This window comes from Nocardia rosealba, assembly GCF_020216065.1.
Taxonomy (GTDB): Bacteria; Actinomycetota; Actinomycetes; order Mycobacteriales; family Mycobacteriaceae; genus Nocardia; species Nocardia rosealba.
Genome location: NZ_JAIWNA010000001.1, coordinates 63,939 through 79,636, shown reverse-complemented (window position 1 = coordinate 79,636; position 15,698 = coordinate 63,939). Strand labels below are relative to the sequence as shown.

16 protein-coding genes and 1 riboswitch are annotated in these 15,698 nt (G+C 68.7%); of the genes, 8 read left to right on the top strand and 8 right to left on the bottom strand.

All coding sequences use genetic code 11. The annotated features are described in order from the left end of the window. Nucleotides 1-17: 17 nt before the first annotated feature. A riboswitch (SAM riboswitch) is annotated at nt 18-135 on the bottom strand. 45 nt (nt 136-180) lie between these two features. After that, nucleotides 181-639 carry an Rv0361 family membrane protein gene (locus tag LDL21_RS00290; RefSeq protein ID WP_181701201.1) on the bottom strand — a complete coding sequence of 153 codons (459 nt, stop codon included), beginning with the start codon at nt 637-639 and terminating at the stop codon, nt 181-183. A 191-nt stretch (nt 640-830) separates the two neighbouring features. Between LDL21_RS00290 and LDL21_RS00285 the strand changes: the two genes are divergently transcribed. Both LDL21_RS00285 and LDL21_RS00280 read left to right on the top strand, forming a co-directional pair. Then, nucleotides 831-2,219 (top strand): FAD-dependent oxidoreductase, encoded by a 1,389-nt coding sequence (locus LDL21_RS00285; protein WP_225278321.1) that lies wholly within the window; start codon nt 831-833, stop codon nt 2,217-2,219. 336 nt (nt 2,220-2,555) lie between these two features. Then, nucleotides 2,556-3,416: an amidohydrolase family protein gene (locus tag LDL21_RS00280; protein WP_225278320.1), complete on the top strand. Its 861-nt coding sequence runs from the start codon at nt 2,556-2,558 to the stop codon at nt 3,414-3,416. 3 nt (nt 3,417-3,419) lie between these two features. On the opposite strand, the gene LDL21_RS00275 is transcribed toward LDL21_RS00280, so the two are convergent. After that, the gene (locus tag LDL21_RS00275) at nt 3,420-3,902 is read right to left on the bottom strand and encodes a DUF456 domain-containing protein (protein ID WP_067642066.1); all 483 of its coding nucleotides are present in this window, start codon (nt 3,900-3,902) and stop codon (nt 3,420-3,422) included. 127 nt (nt 3,903-4,029) lie between these two features. Between LDL21_RS00275 and LDL21_RS00270 the strand changes: the two genes are divergently transcribed. Beyond that, entirely contained in the window at nt 4,030-5,118 is a 1,089-nt protein-coding gene (locus LDL21_RS00270; protein WP_225278319.1) for a CaiB/BaiF CoA transferase family protein, read from the top strand. Here LDL21_RS00270 and yczR read toward each other — a convergent pair. Further along, the gene (yczR, locus tag LDL21_RS00265; RefSeq protein WP_067642068.1) at nt 5,112-6,608 is read right to left on the bottom strand and encodes a MocR-like transcription factor YczR; all 1,497 of its coding nucleotides are present in this window, start codon (nt 6,606-6,608) and stop codon (nt 5,112-5,114) included. The two genes, LDL21_RS00270 and yczR, sit on opposite strands and share 7 nt — an antisense overlap. 61 nt (nt 6,609-6,669) lie before the next feature. On the opposite strand from yczR, the gene LDL21_RS00260 reads away from it, so the two are divergent. From LDL21_RS00260 to LDL21_RS00250, 3 genes are all read left to right on the top strand, one after another. Beyond that, nucleotides 6,670-6,921, top strand: a complete 252-nt coding sequence (locus LDL21_RS00260) for a hypothetical protein (RefSeq protein WP_225278318.1) — start codon at nt 6,670-6,672, stop codon at nt 6,919-6,921. Between the two features lie 49 nt (nt 6,922-6,970). Then, complete coding sequence (locus LDL21_RS00255) at nt 6,971-7,543, top strand: methylated-DNA--[protein]-cysteine S-methyltransferase (RefSeq protein WP_225278317.1); 573 nt, start codon at nt 6,971-6,973, stop codon at nt 7,541-7,543. Nucleotides 7,544-7,649: 106 nt separating this feature from the next. Then, complete coding sequence (locus LDL21_RS00250) at nt 7,650-8,468, top strand: alpha/beta fold hydrolase (RefSeq protein WP_225278316.1); 819 nt, start codon at nt 7,650-7,652, stop codon at nt 8,466-8,468. A gap of 55 nt (nt 8,469-8,523) precedes the next feature. On the opposite strand, the gene LDL21_RS00245 is transcribed toward LDL21_RS00250, so the two are convergent. The 3 genes from LDL21_RS00245 to LDL21_RS00235 form a co-directional block, all read right to left on the bottom strand. Next, on the bottom strand, nt 8,524-8,817 hold the full coding sequence (locus LDL21_RS00245) for a hypothetical protein (protein ID WP_181701183.1): 294 nt from the start codon (nt 8,815-8,817) through the stop codon (nt 8,524-8,526). Nucleotides 8,818-8,939: 122 nt separating this feature from the next. Then, the gene (locus LDL21_RS00240) at nt 8,940-9,782 is read right to left on the bottom strand and encodes a hypothetical protein (RefSeq protein ID WP_225278315.1); all 843 of its coding nucleotides are present in this window, start codon (nt 9,780-9,782) and stop codon (nt 8,940-8,942) included. 218 nt (nt 9,783-10,000) lie between these two features. After that, a complete protein-coding gene (locus LDL21_RS00235; RefSeq protein ID WP_067484365.1) occupies nt 10,001-11,290 on the bottom strand; it encodes an adenylosuccinate synthase in 1,290 nt (429 codons plus the stop codon). Nucleotides 11,291-11,520: 230 nt separating this feature from the next. On the opposite strand from LDL21_RS00235, the gene LDL21_RS00230 reads away from it, so the two are divergent. Together LDL21_RS00230 and LDL21_RS00225 are read left to right on the top strand one after the other, a co-directional pair. After that, nucleotides 11,521-12,180, top strand: coding sequence for a hypothetical protein (locus LDL21_RS00230; protein WP_225278314.1), 660 nt, complete (start codon nt 11,521-11,523; stop codon nt 12,178-12,180). Beyond that, complete coding sequence (locus tag LDL21_RS00225; RefSeq protein WP_225278313.1) at nt 12,177-12,953, top strand: site-2 protease family protein; 777 nt, start codon at nt 12,177-12,179, stop codon at nt 12,951-12,953. The genes LDL21_RS00230 and LDL21_RS00225 overlap by 4 nt, the downstream gene beginning before the upstream one ends. A 16-nt stretch (nt 12,954-12,969) precedes the next feature. Here the strand turns inward: LDL21_RS00225 and LDL21_RS00220 are convergent, their stop codons facing one another. Beyond that, the gene (locus LDL21_RS00220; RefSeq protein WP_225279185.1) at nt 12,970-14,079 is read right to left on the bottom strand and encodes an FUSC family protein; all 1,110 of its coding nucleotides are present in this window, start codon (nt 14,077-14,079) and stop codon (nt 12,970-12,972) included. A 75-nt stretch (nt 14,080-14,154) separates the two neighbouring features. Further along, nucleotides 14,155-14,589, bottom strand: a complete 435-nt coding sequence (locus LDL21_RS00215; protein WP_225278312.1) for a DUF3151 domain-containing protein — start codon at nt 14,587-14,589, stop codon at nt 14,155-14,157. Nucleotides 14,590-15,698 lie beyond the last annotated feature (1,109 nt).

Genomic DNA, 15,698 nt, shown 5'->3' with positions numbered 1-15,698 from the left:
GTCGATCCTCCTGCGTGAATCCGCTCTTGCCGTGGCGGGGAGTCCAGCACACGGCCAGGTCGTCACCCGGAGCACCCCACCGCGGAGGAGGGTTGCCGACCAGCGAGCCGGGGCTTGGCGCTGGTACTCATGACCTTGCGATCTGAGATTGCCCCGGCACTGGTCACCGTGTCAAACCCCTCAGGGGGTGCACACCAGCCAGGCGCCGTCGACCCGGGTGAGATTCCACGTGCTCGACGTCGACTGCCCGCCCACCGAAACCGTGGCGTCGATCTTGGCCCGGTTGCCGTTCACGGTGGCGTTGGCAAAGCCCTTCTTGTCGATCGTCGCCGCTGATTCCGGGCCGCCGAGCCGTTCGGTGAGGCCCGATTTCGCCTCGTCGAAACCGGGGCAGGCCACCCCGGGCGGCGGACGCTGATCGGTGCGCGAGCGCGCGTCGATATAATTGGTGACGGCGGCCGCGAGCCGATCGGCCTCTGTGACATTTTTCTCAGCGGGCGCGAGGAGCCCGCCGACGACGATGCTGATGAGAACGACGACCGCGATCACCGCGGCCGCGACGAACGGGACGATGGACCGCTTATCGGTCTGATCGACCTCGATGGGCTGATCGTCCGAGCCAGTTTGCTCCTCGTTCATGTTGTAATCCTGACAGACCCGGGGCGGACAGCTACACCGCGCGCCGGGTAGCCGCAAGACCGCAGCTAGAATCGCGTTGATTACGGCCTGCCGCCGATGAGGACGGCAGCTGCCAACAGCCGGATCGCGACTTAGCCTAAGCTAAGTTGACGCCGTCACATCGTTTCTCGACCAAAGGGTGCGCGTAGACAATGACCGAACAGACAGCGACTCGCCCGCTTCGCATCGCGATCGTGGGTGCGGGACCGGCCGGTATCTACGCCGCCGACGCCTTGATGAAGTCCGATGCCGAGGTCAGCATCGACCTCTACGAGCGCATGCCCGCGCCCTTCGGTCTCATCCGCTACGGCGTCGCGCCCGACCACCCGCGCATCAAGGGCATCATCACCGCCCTGCACAAGGTGCTCGACAAGGATCAGGTGCGCCTGCTCGGCAACATCGACTACGGCACCGACATCACCCTCGACGACCTGCGTCAGTTCTACGACGCGGTGATCTTCTCCACCGGCGCCAACGCCGACCGCGCGCTGCCGATCCCCGGCATCGACCTCGACGGTTCCTACGGCGCCGCCGACTTCGTCTCCTGGTACGACGGGCACCCCGACGTGCCGCGTTCGTGGCCGCTCGATGCCGAGAAGGTCGCCGTGCTCGGTGTCGGCAACGTGGCCCTCGACGTGGCGCGCGTGCTCGCCAAGACCGGCGACGAACTGCTGCCCACCGAGATCCCGCCGAACGTCTACAAGGGACTCAAGGAGAACAAGGCCGTGGAGGTGCACGTCTTCGGGCGTCGCGGTCCCGCGCAGGCCAAGTTCACCCCCCTCGAGCTGCGTGAACTCGACCACTCGCCGACCATCGAGGTGATCGTCGACCCCGAGGACATCGACTACGACGAGGGTTCCGAGGCCGCGCGCCGCAACTCCAAGCAGGTCGACATGGTCGCCAACACCCTCGAGCAGTGGGCCATCCGCGACCAGGGCGATCGCCCGCACAAGCTGTTCCTGCACTTCTTCGAGTCGCCCGCCGAGATCGTCGGCGACGAGAACGGCCGGGTCGTCGGCCTCAAGACCGAGCGCACCCAGCTCGACGGCACCGGCAACGTCAAGGGCACCGGCGAGTTCAAGCAGTGGGAAGTGCAGGCCGTGTACCGCGCCGTCGGCTACCTGTCGCAGAACATCAACCAGCTGCCGTTCGACGATCAGGCAGGCACCGTGCCCAACGAGGCCGGTCGCGTGATCGCCGACGAGAGCGCCGAAGGCAACGCCCGCTTCATGCCCGCCACCTACGTCACCGGCTGGATCAAGCGCGGCCCCGTCGGCCTCATCGGCCACACCAAGGGCGACGCCAACGAGACCATCGCCTGCCTGCTCGACGACGCGAAGAACTTCACCCCGGCCCCCAAGCCGGAACTCGACGCCGTCACCGAGTTCCTCGAGGGCAAGGGCATCCCGTTCACCACCTGGGCCGGCTGGTACCGCCTCGACGCCCACGAACGCGCCCTCGGCGAGCCCGAAGGCCGCGAGCGCGTCAAGGTCGTGGAACGCGAAGACATGCTCCGCGCCAGCGAGCCCCACAAGGCGTAAATCCACACCGGGCGGGCTCACCCACGAGCCCGCCCGCCTACGCACTCCCGGCCACAGGCACCACTTAAGTCCGCCACCTACCGCACCCCCAGCGACGCGGCGCTACTCGAGTCCGCCACCTACCGCACCCCCAGCGACGCGGCACCACTCGAGTCCGCCATGACCGCACTCCCAGCCCCGCACGACCCGACCTCGAGGAGGGTCCGCCGCGAAGCGGCGTAGCGGCCCCTCAGGGGCCGCGCTCGAGCGCGCCAGCGCTCCAAAAACACAGCCCAATACCGCCTGGGCGCAATACCCCGAAGCGCCGACGCTCCAAAAGTAGGGCATCCTGTACAAGTGTTCGACGCGCATGTTCACATCATCGATCCGCGGTTTCCGCTGATCGAGAACGAGGGCTACCTGCCGGAGCCCTACACGATCGCCGATTATCGAAAGCGGATGGCGCACTTCGATGTTCGCGGTGGTGCCGTTGTCAGCGCATCGTTCCAAGGCACCGATCAGACATACCTGAAGGCCGCCCTGGGCGAGCTGGGTCCGGAGTGGGTCGGCGTCACCCGACTGGATCTGGATGCCGGTGACGAGGAGATCCTCGAGCTCGACCGGGCGGGCGTGCGGGCGATCCGGTTCAACCTCAAACGCGCCGCCGCCGACATCACCCAGATGACATTGCAGGCCTTGCGCGCCCACGAACTCGCCGGATGGCACGTGGAGCTCTACATCGACGGCCAGATGCTCGCATCGTTGCAGCCGGTGATCTCCAAACTGCCCGCCCTGTCCATCGACCACCTCGGCATGTCCGCCGAGGGCCTGCCCTACCTGCTGGATCTGGTCGATCGCGGCGCGAGGGTGAAGGCCACCGGCTTCGGCCGGGTCGACATGGACGTGGCCGAAACGCTGCGGCGCATCCACACCGTGAACCCCCGCGCGTTGATGTTCGGCTCCGATCTGCCCGGCACCCGGGCGGGCCGACCGTTCGAGGACGCCGATATCGACCTGATCTGCCAGGTGGTCGGCGCCGACATGCACGCCGTGCTCGAGGACAACGCCCGCGAGTGCTACCGCCTGCCCCCCGTACACAGGCCAGAGCCCGAGCAGGTTGCGCCCCACGACAACCCGACCCTGCCGATCCCCCGATCAGCGCTGCCCGGTGCGGGCGACGACAAGACCTGCCCGCTCCCGATCATCGAAAGACCCTGAGCCTCAGACGAACAGCGCCCCGGCGAGCCACACTCCGGACGCGACCAGCGCGCCGAACAGTTCCACGAGCATCGACAAGCCGACCCCCTTGAGCGCGTGCATCGTTGCGGGCCAGGCGGTTTCATGCGTCTTCAACCGTTGCAGTTCCGCGACGTACACGCCGAGCACGAACCCGATGAACAACCCGACCACGGGGATCACGAAGAACCCAACGATGCCGAAGACGGCGCCGACGAGCAATGCTCGGTTCGACACGCCAGCTTCGCGCATGCGACGCCCCGGCCAGGTGTATTTCACGACGCCCGACAGGATCAACGCCACCGAGGCGATGGCGAACACCGTCCAGGCGCCCGCACCGCCGGTGAGGAACGCCCACACCGCGACGGCCGCGAAGATCAGGATCACCCCGGGCAGGATGGGCACGATCACGCCGATGATGCCGACCAGAATGACGAGGCCGACGAGGACCTCACCCCATACGCTCACTACCGGGTTCCTCCCATATCGCGCCGAGTCGCGCTGGTGCGAATTCTCCCGCATGGTCTACCGGTGCCGCCACCGCGACGCTATTGTCGGATTGTCAATACCGTTCGACGACGAATGAGGTCACCACGTGAGCACCACCGGTCAGGGCCCCCTCGCGGGCATCAAGGTCATCGAGCTGGCCGGGATCGGCCCGGGCCCGCACGCCGCCCTGCTACTGGCCGATCTCGGCGCCGACGTGGTGCGGGTGCAGCGGCCCCGGCAGCTGCCCGGGTTCATCGAGCGCCCGCAGTGGCGCGGACGCACCATCGTCGAAGCTGATCTGAAGAACCCCGCCGATGTGGCCAAGGTGCTCGACCTGGTCGAGAAGGCCGACGTGCTGCTCGAGGGCTTCCGGCCCGGCGTCACCGAACGGATGGGCCTGGGCCCCGACGACGCGCTCGCGCGCAACCCGCGCCTGATCTACGGCCGGATGACCGGGTGGGGACAGTACGGTCCGATGGCCGATCGCGCGGGCCACGACATCAACTACATCTCGCTCACCGGCGTGCTCAACGCCATCGGGCGCAAGGGTGAGCGGCCGGTGCCGCCGCTGAACATGGTCGGCGACTTCGGTGGCGGCTCGATGTTCCTGGTGACCGGTGTGCTCGCCGCGCTCGTCGAGCGTGCGACCTCGGGCAAGGGACAGGTGATCGATGCGGCGATGGTCGATGGCGCACTTGCCCTTTCGCACTTCGTGTGGGGCATGCGCGGCGTCGGCCTGTGGTCCGACGAGCGCGGTGAGAACCTGCTCGACACCGGGATGGCGTTCTACGACACCTACGAAACCGCCGACGGCAAGTACATGGCGGTCGGCGCGATCGAACCGCAGTTCTACGAGCAACTGCTCGCCGGTCTCGGCATCGACCCGGAGGGCCTGCCCCAGCAGCTCGACCCGGACGGCCAGGAGCAGCTGCGCAAGCTGTTCGCCGAGAAGTTCAAGAGCAAGACCCGCGACGAGTGGACCGCCATCTTCGATGGCACCGATGCCTGCACCACCCCTGTGCTCACCTTCACCGAGGCTACCCGGAACGAGCACATCCGCGCCCGCGAGGGACTGATCGAGATCGAGGACGTGGTGCAGCACGCGCCCGCGCCGCGGTTCTCGCGCACCCAGGGCGGCACCCCGACGCCGCCGCCGAGCGCGGCGACGCCGATCGAGGATGTCTGGGCTCAGTAGCAGGTGAGCGGCTGGAGTGGGTCGGCGGCGCGCGGCGTGAGCGCGGTGTAGGCGGCGGCGATCGACTTCACGGCCAGCCGCAGGTCGGCTTCGGGGTGTGTGAACGGCAGTCGGATGAACCGTTCGAACGCGCCCTGCACGCCGAAACGTGGTCCGGCGGCGAGCAATACACCGTGGTTGGGTGCGGTGGCGGCCAGTGCGGTCGACACCGGACTCGGCAGCTGCGCCCATACCGACATGCCACCCGCGCCGGGCGCTATGTGCCAGTCGGGCAGTTCCTCGGCCACGGCCGCGAGCAGGGTGGCGCGCTGGGCGCGCAGCTGGGCGCGGCGCCGGTCGAGGATGGGTTCGGCGTTCTCCAACAGGTGGACGGTGGCCAGCTGGTCCATGACCGGGGTGCCGAGGTCGACGGTGGCGCGGATGCCGAGCAGCTTGGTGATCAGCGCCTGATTGGTGCGCACCCAGCCCACGCGCAGGCCACCCCAGAACGACTTGGACGCCGAACCGATGGTGATGATCTCCGAGCCCTTCGCGAAAGCCGCGACGGGTGGCGGCATATCGTCGTCGGAGAGGTTGAGGTCGCGCATCGACTCGTCGACGACGATGGTCATTCTGGTGTCGCGGGCGATGGCGGCCAGTTCGGCGCGCCCGTCGGCGTCGAGCAGCAGGCCGGTGGGATTGTTGAAGTCCGGCACGAGGTAGGCCAGGGTGGCCGCCGTCTGCCGGGCGGTACTGCGCAGTCCTTCCAGATCCCAACCCGCGCTCGGGAATTCGGGACGCAGCGGCACCGGGATGGGGCGCGCGCCGACATCGCGGATCGCCTCGATCGCGTTCGGATAGGACGGATGGTCGATCAGGACACGGGCGGCCGGTGAGGTGAGCACATTGAGCAGCAGCCGAAGCCCGTGTTGCGCACCGAGAGTCACCAGGATCTGGTCGGGTTCGGTGGGCAGGCCGCGCGCGGTGTAGCGGCGGGCCAACGCCTCGCGCAGCGCGAGCACACCGACCGGGTCCATGCCGTGAGTGCCGAGGTAGGCCGGAATGCCTTGCAGTGCCACCGAATACGCGTCGTGCAGTTCCGGCGGTGCGGACATGGCGGCGTAGGTCATGTCGATGGTCGGCAGCTCCGGCTGCGCCATCAGCGCCATGATGCCGCGCGCCGGGCGGGCACCGTCGTGCTGGATGCTCGGCGGCAACGCGACCGTGCTGCGCGAACCCTGGCGGCTGATGAGGTAGCCGTGCTCGCGTAGCAGCGAGTAGGTGGAGGTGATGGTGGTGCGGCTGACGCCGAGGGTGGCCGCCAGATCGCGCTCGCTCGGCAGCGCGACGCCGAGCGGGGCGCGACCGTCGTGGATCAGCAGCCGGATGGCCTCGGCCAGCGCCAGGTAGGCGGGCCGGTGGGGGCGACGCTCGTCGCCGTCGGTCTCGGGGTCGCGCCACCGGCCGAGGTCGCGGGCCAGGCCCGCCGCGCCGATCACTCTTGTCGCCATAAAGTCCAGTATTCCGTGAGTGGCTATTTTTTGACAAGGCCAGTGGGCGGACCCTTGGAATATGACCACCTTCCTCGCTCTCGCCGTTGCCTTCGCCGTCGGCTATGCCGTCTACCATTTCGCCCCCAAGGAGGGGGAACTACCGTTCTGGCCTTTCCAGGAATCGCCTCATGACCGGGCCTTCGGCACCTACGATGACCAGCGCCAATACCGCGATCTCGAAGCCCTTCGCAGTCGCGGTCAGGGCGAACCAGTCCAGTCGCCAGAAACTGGCCTGGTTTCGAAGCCGGACAGTGGCCGTCTCGCCGCCTGAGCGGCGGGTCGGGCCGAAACCTGTCACCGGGGCGGCGCACACTGTGCTCATGAGTTCCGGAGCTGACTCGACACGGACCGGCACCGTGGTCGCGGCCCTCTTCGACACCGCCATCGGGCTGTGCGCCATCGCCTGGCGCGACGACACCGTCGTGCGGTTCGCGCTACCCGAGGCCAGCGAGGAGCAGACGCTGGCCCACATCACCCGGCCTTTCGGCGGGCAGCCGGTGGCCGAAGGCGAGCCCGGCCCCGCGATCGTCGCGGCGATCGCCGGCGTCCGGGCCCACCTCGCGGGCACGGTCGACGCGCTGCGCTGGATCGAGGTAGACCTGCCCGGCGTGCCCGAATTCCACCGCGCCGTCTACGCGGTGACCCGCGAGATCGACCCGGGCCGCACCCTCAGCTACGGCGACATCGCCATCCGGATCGGTGCACCCGGCTCCGCCCAAGCCGTCGGGCAAGCCCTCGGCCGCAACCCGATTCCCCTCATCATCCCCTGCCATCGCGTACTCGCCGCCGACCACGCGCTGCACGGATTCTCCGCACCCGGCGGCATCGGCACCAAGGCGCGCCTGCTCGAGATCGAGCGCACACCGGGCTTCGGTGAACCCATGCTCTTCTGAGCGATGAATCGGGCGGCCCCGGACCGTCTGTTCCGAGGAGCCGGAGGGCGGGCGCGCAGGGTCGCGTACCGTCGCACTGCGGTGGTCAGCTATCGAGAGGAACAGCATGCAGACAGTCACGTCGGCCGACGGCACAACGATCGCTTACGACCGGGTCGGCGACGGGACCGCGGGGACGGTCGTCCTGATCGGCGGCGCCTTCAGCTTCCGCAAGTTCAAGACCATGACCGAGCTCGCGCAGACTCTCGCCGACGACTACGACCTGACGGTGCTCAACTACGACCGGCGCGGGCGCGGTGACAGCACCGACTCCCCCGGCGTGTACGACGTGGCGAACGAGATCGCCGACATCGCCGCGCTCGTCGATGCGGCGGGCGGGAAGGCGGCGCTGTTCGGATGGTCGTCGGGCGCGGCGCTCGCCCTGCTCGCGGCGCGCGAGATCCCCGGCGTCACCGAGGTGGTCGCGTTCGAACCGCCCTTCGTGGTGGATGCGAAACATCATGTGCCGCCGAAGGACCTGGAAACCAAGCTGCATCCGATGATCGCGGAAGGCAAGCGCGACAAGACGGTTCGCTACTACATGACCAAGGCGATGGGGATGCCCGCGCTGATGGTTGCGGTGATGCGGGTGACGCCGTTCTGGAAACAGCTTGCGGCCACGTCGAATTCGACGGCACACGACTGGGCCGTGATGAAGCCCTATATGCGTGGGCAGAAGCTCGACCCCGCCCAATGGAGCGGCATCTCCGTTCCTGTCCTCGTCCTCGCGGGCGAACGCACCGCGCCCCTGCTCACCAAGGGCGCGAAGGCGGCTGCCGAGGTGGTGCCGAACGCCGAGTTCGCCGAACTCACCGGCGTGAGCCACAACCCGAAGATCTCCGTGCTCGCGCCCGCCATCGGCGAATTCCTCACGCGCGCACAGTGATCAACCGGTCTCGTTGCCGGTAGCCGACGCCACGATCGCCGCCTTGCCCCGTACGTCAGGGCGGCGGCGGATGGTCGCGGAAGAACTGGCAGGGATCGCCGGCGAGGTAGCCGTCCATGCAGGCGAAGTAGGTCTGCACGCAGGCATTGCTGACGCACCCGGCCGTGTACAGCATTCCCCGGATACGCTCGTTGCGCTGCTGGGACGGGGCGAGGGTCTCGGCGGGCGGCAGGGCGGTGGTGGACAGCACCGGTGACGCGCTCGGCGCCGGTGCGGGCGCCTCAGGCGTCGAACACCCGGCGAGCACACCCACCGCGAGCACCCCCGCCACCATCATTGTGCGCACCATCAGCCACCTCCATCCGGACCATTCCCGACGCTACTCCCGCCCGCGGCGAGCACCACAGGTGCGCCGGAGAACGGACACCTGGCCACAGTTCTCCGCCGACCCACGGCAGGCGGCGCTGGAGGTCAAATGGTGGCGCCGTAGCTGCTGCCTGCGATGCCGCCTGCGACCGCACCGGCGGCCGCGGCGGGAATGCCGAGAACTGCGGCGCCCGCGGCCGCGCCGACGCCCGCACCGATCGCTGCGCCCGCACCGGTGGATGCGGCGGTGGCGGCAGCAGCCGTGCCGAGCGCGACCACGGCGCCGATACCTCCGGTGGGGACCGCCGACGCGGCGGCGATGATCGCGCCCGCGGTGCCGGTGGTGACAGCGCCGACCACGAAGCCGGCGCCTGCACCGACAGCGGCACCCGCAAGTCCGCCACCGACCGCGCCGACGGCGGCCGCCGGAACGCCGGCGAGGGCGGCACCCGCGAGGGCACCGCCGACGGTCGCGGCAGCGATCTTGTCGGAGCGGCTCGGGTTGATGCCGATGGAGCGGCCCTGGGTGGCGATGGCCGCTTCGACGTCGGCGGCGGTGGTGTTCACACCGTCGAGGATTTCGGCCGGAAGTTCCTCCGGAGCCGGAGCGGTGAAGTCACCCACGCGCAGAGTGCGCGGCGGCGGGGCGATCGGGGCGACGGGCTCGACCGGTTCAGGGAGGTGCAGTTCCTCGATCACGACGGGCGGCGCAGGGGTGGTGTATTCGGGCACCGGGCGCGTTTCTTGCGGTTCGGGCGCCAGATAGGCCAGCGAATCAGGTCCCTCGAAATCCCCGAGACTGGAACGCCCCTCCTCGCCCGGCATGTTCACTCCCGGCTGCTCCGGCACCTCATCGGTCACACCCGGCTGCGGCACGGCAAGGGCGACACCCGCACAGGCCACCGCAACCGCCATCGGCAACATACCCGCGACCGCCCGAGCGCTCATCCGCCCCGTCGATCCCCACACACCAGCACACCGACGGACCACGTCGAACACCCACTCACACGCTAGAAGAAACCGGCACGTCCCCGCGTGCCGCAGCGACCATAGCGTTAGCCAGGTGGATGCTCAAATCGATAGCGTGTCCGCATAGTCCGAGCGTGTCGGGGGTGTAGACGACAAAGCCCGGCGCCGCTGCTGCGACACCGGGCTCGACGACAGAACTACGCCAGCACGTCGTGGCGGACGATCGTCTGGTCACGACCCGGCCCCACGCCGATGCACGAAATCCGAGCACCCGAAAGCTCTTCCAGCCGAAGCACATACGCCTGCGCGTTGGCCGGCAGATCCTCGAACGTGCGGGCGGCGGAGATGTCCTCCCACCAACCCGGCATCTCTTCGTAGATCGGCTTGGCGTGGTGGAACTCGGTCTGCGTGGTCGGCATCTGCTCGACCCGCTCGCCGTCGATCTCGTACGCCACGCAGATCGGCACCGTGTCCAGCCCGGACAGCACGTCCAGCTTGGTGAGGAAGTAGTCGGTGACACCGTTGACCCGGGTGGCGTACCGGCTGATCACGGCGTCGAACCAACCGCAGCGACGGGCGCGACCGGTGGTGACGCCGACCTCACCGCCGTTCTTGGCGAGGAACTCACCGAAGTTGTCGAACAGTTCGGTCGGGAAGGGGCCCGAGCCGACGCGGGTGGTGTAGCACTTGAGGATGCCGAGCACCGTGTCGATCTTGTTCGGGCCGATGCCCGAACCCACCGCGGCACCGCCCGCGGTCGGGTTCGAGGAGGTGACGAACGGGTAGGTGCCGTGGTCGACGTCGAGCAGGGTGCCCTGCGACCCTTCCAGCAGCACGGTCTCGCCCCGCTCCAGCGCCAGGTTCAGCTCGAGGCGGGTGTCGGAGATCCGGTGCTTGAACGACTCGGCCTGCGCGAGCACCTCGTCCACCACCTGCTGCGGGTCGAGCGCGCGGCGGTTGTAGATCTTCACCAGCACCTGGTTCTTGAATTCCAGTGCGGCCTCGACCTTCTGGGTGAGGATCTTCTCGTCCAGCACATCCGCGACGCGCACGCCCACACGGGCGACCTTGTCCTGGTAGCAGGGGCCGATACCGCGGCCGGTGGTGCCGATCTTGCGGTTGCCGAGGAAGCGTTCGGTGACCTTATCGATGGCCACGTGGTACGGCATGATCAGGTGCGCGTCGGCCGAGAGCAGCAGGCCGGAGGTGTCGACACCGCGCTCCTCGAGTCCGGCGAGCTCCTCGAGCAGGACACCCGGATCGACGACGACGCCGTTGCCGATGACGTTCTTCACACCGGGGGTGAGGATGCCGGACGGGATGAGGTGCAGCGCGAACTTGTCACCGTTGGGGAGCACCACCGTATGACCGGCGTTGTTGCCGCCCTGATAACGGACTACCCACTGCAACCGCTCACCGAGCAGATCGGTAGCTTTGCCCTTACCCTCGTCGCCCCACTGGGCGCCGATGAGGACGATAGCCGGCATTTCGGAGTCTCCTACAGATCGACAGCAGCACGCTTGTACTGCAGCTACCTGCCGTACTGAGGCGGTGGCCGGAGACACAGTCTAGCCGACGGCACTCGCGCGCCCTGTCCAGCGCCCCGACCCGCGCCCGGCGGGCGTGCCATCATCGGTTACGGTTACTTGCCGGCAGGGGGATTGCCGCGCTCATGGGCGACACACCGTCGACCCGACCGAGGAGGGTGTACCGCAGTTTGAGTACCCACGTTCTCCGATGTGGTGACCTGCCGGTCCCGATCGCTCTCGCCTCACTCCCCACCACGCAGACCGAGCGGTTACCCGATGTCGCCGTGATCGACGAGCTGCTGCCGGTGCTGGCCGCCGACAGCCTGCCCCGCCTGATCGTGCTGGGCGACGACGCCGGCCTGGCCTCCGTGCTCACCCATCTGATGCGCACCGAACGGCTGCACGTGGAGATCGGCTATGTGCCGGTCGAAACCACCTATGCCTCGCGGGTCTATCAGACCGGCACCGGCAACGCGGCCGCCAAGACCGCGCTGGAAGGCCGGGCCGTCGAGACGCCGCTGATCCGCGACGACACGGGCACGGTGCTGGTGGGCCGGGCGAGCATCACCGGCGTCGAGGGCGCCAAGCTCGAGGGCGAGGCCTATGTCGACGACACCCTGCTGTTCACCGGCACGGTGACGACCATGCTGATCTCCCCGACGATGGCGATGCCGGGTGTGCGGGCGCGGGTACGCAAGGGCCTGCGCAAACGCCGCTGGGTCGGCGGGCGCGCCGCCCAGCTCGGCACGCCCGGCGCGATCGTGACCCGCGACGGGATCACCGCCGAACGCACCGTCCCCCGGTCGACCTTCTACCGCTTCGAACAACCCTGGCTGCTGGTGCGATGAGTTACTCCTTTCCGAGCACCCGTGGCGCGGTGCGGCCGAGTCCGGTCTTTCTGCTGATCGTGGCCGTCACCGTGCTCGGTGGTGCGCTGGCGTGGGACGCCGACGTGTCCTCGGTGCGCGCCAAGGTCGGCGTGTTCGTGCTTGTGGTGTTCGGCTGGATCGTGAGCCTGTGCCTGCACGAATTCGCGCACGCTTATGTGGCGTGGCGGGCCGGTGACCACGATGTGGAGGCGCGTGGATATCTCACGCTGAATCCACTGAAATACAGCCATCCGGTGTTGTCGATCGTGTTACCGCTGCTGTTCATCGCGCTCGGCGGAATCGGTCTACCGGGTGGCGCGGTTTATCTGGACACCACCCGATTCCGTTCGGGCATACAGCGTTTGGTGAGCGCGGTCGGCCCGTTCTCGAATTTGCTGTGCGCGATCGTGCTGCTGATCGTGATCCGTGCGATGGGGTCGGCCACCGAACACGCCGCCTTCTGGTACGGACTGAGTTTCTTGGCGTTCCTGCAGCTCACAGCGTTTCTGCTGAACATTCTCCCGGTGCCGGGCCTCGATGGTTACGGGATCGTCGAGCCGTCGCTGAGCTATCAGACGCGGCGCTCGCTCGACCAGTTCAAGCCGTACGGCATGTTGATTCTTTTCGCCGTCATCTTTTTCACCCCGCTCAGCCGGGTGTTCTTCGAGGCTGTGTACTTACTGTTCGATTTTTCCGGCATCCCTCGGTATTGGGCGGGCAACGGCAGCCGGCTGACCCGCTTCTGGTACTGACGGCCTGCCGATCAGGTCACTCCTCCGGCGGGACATACGGATTCGGCACGGTCGGCGGGAGCAGTGCGATCGCGGAGATGCGTTGCATCCCGCACACCACCATCAGGTCGACCACGATCGAACGAATCTGGGCGAACACCACATGTGCTGAAAGGCCCGCGCCCACAACGAGTTCCGGGCGGGCGTTCTTGGCGACGCTGCGCAGGCAGCGGGCCGCCTCGGCCTGGTCGGGTTGCTCGCCCGGGTCGGCGAGCATCATCTTGCGCACCACGTCGGTGGCGCCGCCGAGCTGACGGAGCAGGTCGATAAGGCGCGGATCGAGCACCTCGTCGTCGCGGACGAGGGTGAGCGAACGGCGCAGCAGCACACGGGTGTTGCGCACGGCGTTGTCGAGCGGGTCGGCGGTGGCCCGGATGCGGGCGAGGCGTTTCCGCGAATTCCAGTACAGCGGGGAGATGCGGCTGACCTCGCGGCCGCCCTCCAGCGCGGAGCGGAGTCCGTCGATCTGGCTCTGGGTGGCGCGCACGGCGGTGAGCGCGTCGTGCACCTTGTCCGCACTCTGCTCGAGCAGACCGTCGGCGCACTCGGTCATGGATTTGCTCATCACATCCAGCACCTGCGCGGCGTGCTCACGCGCGCGACGAACCGGATGCAGCGGGATGGCGGCCACCATCAACACACCGACGAGGCCACCGACGAGCGCGTCGATCATGCGGGACGGACCCGCGCCCGGAGCCTGGTTCAACGTGGAGACGAGCACGGCCGAACCCGCCGCCTGAATCGTCATGATGGCCCCGGAGTCGAGGAACACCGACACCGCCATCGCACCGCCGACGACCAGCGCCACCTGCCACACACCGGTGCCCACCTGGGCGATGAACAGGTCACCGATACCGATGCCGACCGCGACACCGACGACCAGCTCCACCGAGCGGCGGATCCGTGCGCCGAACGAGATGCCGATCGACACGACGGCCGCGGTCGGGGCGAAGAACGGCTCGATATGGCCGATCACATCGTGGGCGATGAACCAGGCAAGCGCGGCGCCCAGCGCGCACTGGATGATCGGGATCGCCGACAGCCGCAACCGCTCGACCGATTGCCGGAACCGGCCGACGGTACTCACCTTCGCGGCCGCTACGACGGGCGTAGCGACCTCGACGAACGGCCTGTGCTCGCTCACCTGCGAACCGGTGACCGGCTAGTCGAGACCGAGTTCGGTGGCGGCGTTGGGGTCGCAGTCCTCGAGCAGGTCGAGGCAGCGGGCGTATTCCTCGGTCTCACCGATCACCTGCGCGGCCTTCGCCAGCGCGCCGACGCTGCGCAGGAACCCCTGGTTGGGTTCGTGCGACCACGGCACCGGGCCGAAACCCTTCCAGCCGTTGCGGCGCAGCAGGTCGAGGCCGCGGTGGTAGCCGGTGCGGGCGAAGGCGTAGGCGGCGACGGTGTCGTGATCGACCTCGCCGTTGCTGCGCGCGAGCGCCGCCTCGGCGAGCTGGGCCCACGCGATCGACGCGGCCGGATGATCGGCGGCGACCTTCACGGGGTCGGTGCCCGCCGCGATGGCGTCTTCGGCGTCGATCAGTTCAGGGAGGAGGACCGGCTGCGGTCCGAGCAGGTCACCGAAGGAGGTCATGGGTTCATTGTGCACCGCCACGCCCACCCACCCCGCCACGGGTGATCGACGAACTCCCCCGCGCGCCGCGCATTAGGCTGGGCGGGAGTTCAACGTTCGAGCCTGAGCGAGGGGTACTAGGTGTCCGACCCGACCGACGAGAACAACCCAGCAGCCGAGGACCGTGGTCCCGGTGCGGCCGGGACACACCATGACGCCGACCCGTCGCCCGACGAGTCGACCCGCCCGGGTTCCGAAGCCCCGAAATCGGTGCCGCACGCGGTGACCGAGCCGGAGCGCGCGACCGCCGGGACCTCGGAGACTGTTGTCATCCGGCGCAGTGAGCTGCCGGGCGATCAGGGTGCGGGACGTTCTTACGGACCCGGGTTCCGACCTGCCGGTGGGGCTGGTTCGCCGCAGGGTCCGGCCGGGCCGCGGGTGGGTGGTCCTCAGGGGCCCGGTCCGCAGCGCCCCGCCGGTCCGGGAAATCGTCCTCCCCAGGGTGGGAATCCGGTGCCGCCGGGAGCGGGCAATCCGCCGGGGCGTGGTCCGAACAATCCCGGTGCTGCCGGGCGGCCGGTCGATGCGCCGGGGGCCGGTGGTCCGGGAAGTGCACCGGGGGCCAGCGGTCCGGGAAGTGCACCGGGGGCCGGTGGTCCACGTAACGCACCGGGGGCGAACGGTTCGGGAAGCGCATCCGAGGGGGCTGGGCGTCCCGTGAACGGGCCCGGAGCTGGATCGGTTGGGCGACCAGCGAGTGGGCCCTCGAACGATCGCTCGGCGGCACCGGGGTCCGGTGACCCCTGGGCTGCGGGCCGACCGGGGAATGCAGCAGGGCCGAGCGGGCCCAACGCTTCTGGTGCACCCCAAGGGGGTCGGTCAGGGGCGCAGCAGGGGCCAGGACGTGCGGCGCCGGTCGCGCGGGCAACGAATGGGCCTGCCGCACAGCGCCCTTCGGGTGAACAGGCAGGCGGTCGAGGTCGTCCTGGAGGCGTTGTCGAGAGTCGGCAAAGCTCTGCGGCTGGGGCACCGGGGAATCGACCCGGTCAGGGTGGTCACCCCGGTGGCGGCGAGGGTAATACTCGCGGCGGTAGTGGTGCGGGCAGCGAGATCGCCGGCGGTGCAGAACG

Excerpts from the sequence above, each read along its gene's own strand:
- LDL21_RS00290 (WP_181701201.1), bottom strand. The coding sequence starts at position 639 with ATGAACGAGGAGCAAACTGGCTCGGACGATCAGCCCATCGAGGTCGAT.
- LDL21_RS00285 (WP_225278321.1), top strand. The coding sequence starts at position 831 with ATGACCGAACAGACAGCGACTCGCCCGCTTCGCATCGCGATCGTGGGT.
- yczR (WP_067642068.1), bottom strand. The coding sequence starts at position 6,608 with ATGGCGACAAGAGTGATCGGCGCGGCGGGCCTGGCCCGCGACCTCGGC.
- LDL21_RS00260 (WP_225278318.1), top strand. The coding sequence starts at position 6,670 with ATGACCACCTTCCTCGCTCTCGCCGTTGCCTTCGCCGTCGGCTATGCC.
- LDL21_RS00255 (WP_225278317.1), top strand. The coding sequence starts at position 6,971 with ATGAGTTCCGGAGCTGACTCGACACGGACCGGCACCGTGGTCGCGGCC.
- LDL21_RS00250 (WP_225278316.1), top strand. The coding sequence starts at position 7,650 with ATGCAGACAGTCACGTCGGCCGACGGCACAACGATCGCTTACGACCGG.
- LDL21_RS00245 (WP_181701183.1), bottom strand. The coding sequence starts at position 8,817 with ATGGTGCGCACAATGATGGTGGCGGGGGTGCTCGCGGTGGGTGTGCTC.
- LDL21_RS00240 (WP_225278315.1), bottom strand. The coding sequence starts at position 9,782 with ATGAGCGCTCGGGCGGTCGCGGGTATGTTGCCGATGGCGGTTGCGGTG.
- LDL21_RS00235 (WP_067484365.1), bottom strand. The coding sequence starts at position 11,290 with ATGCCGGCTATCGTCCTCATCGGCGCCCAGTGGGGCGACGAGGGTAAG.
- LDL21_RS00225 (WP_225278313.1), top strand. The coding sequence starts at position 12,177 with ATGAGTTACTCCTTTCCGAGCACCCGTGGCGCGGTGCGGCCGAGTCCG.
- LDL21_RS00215 (WP_225278312.1), bottom strand. The coding sequence starts at position 14,589 with ATGACCTCCTTCGGTGACCTGCTCGGACCGCAGCCGGTCCTCCTCCCT.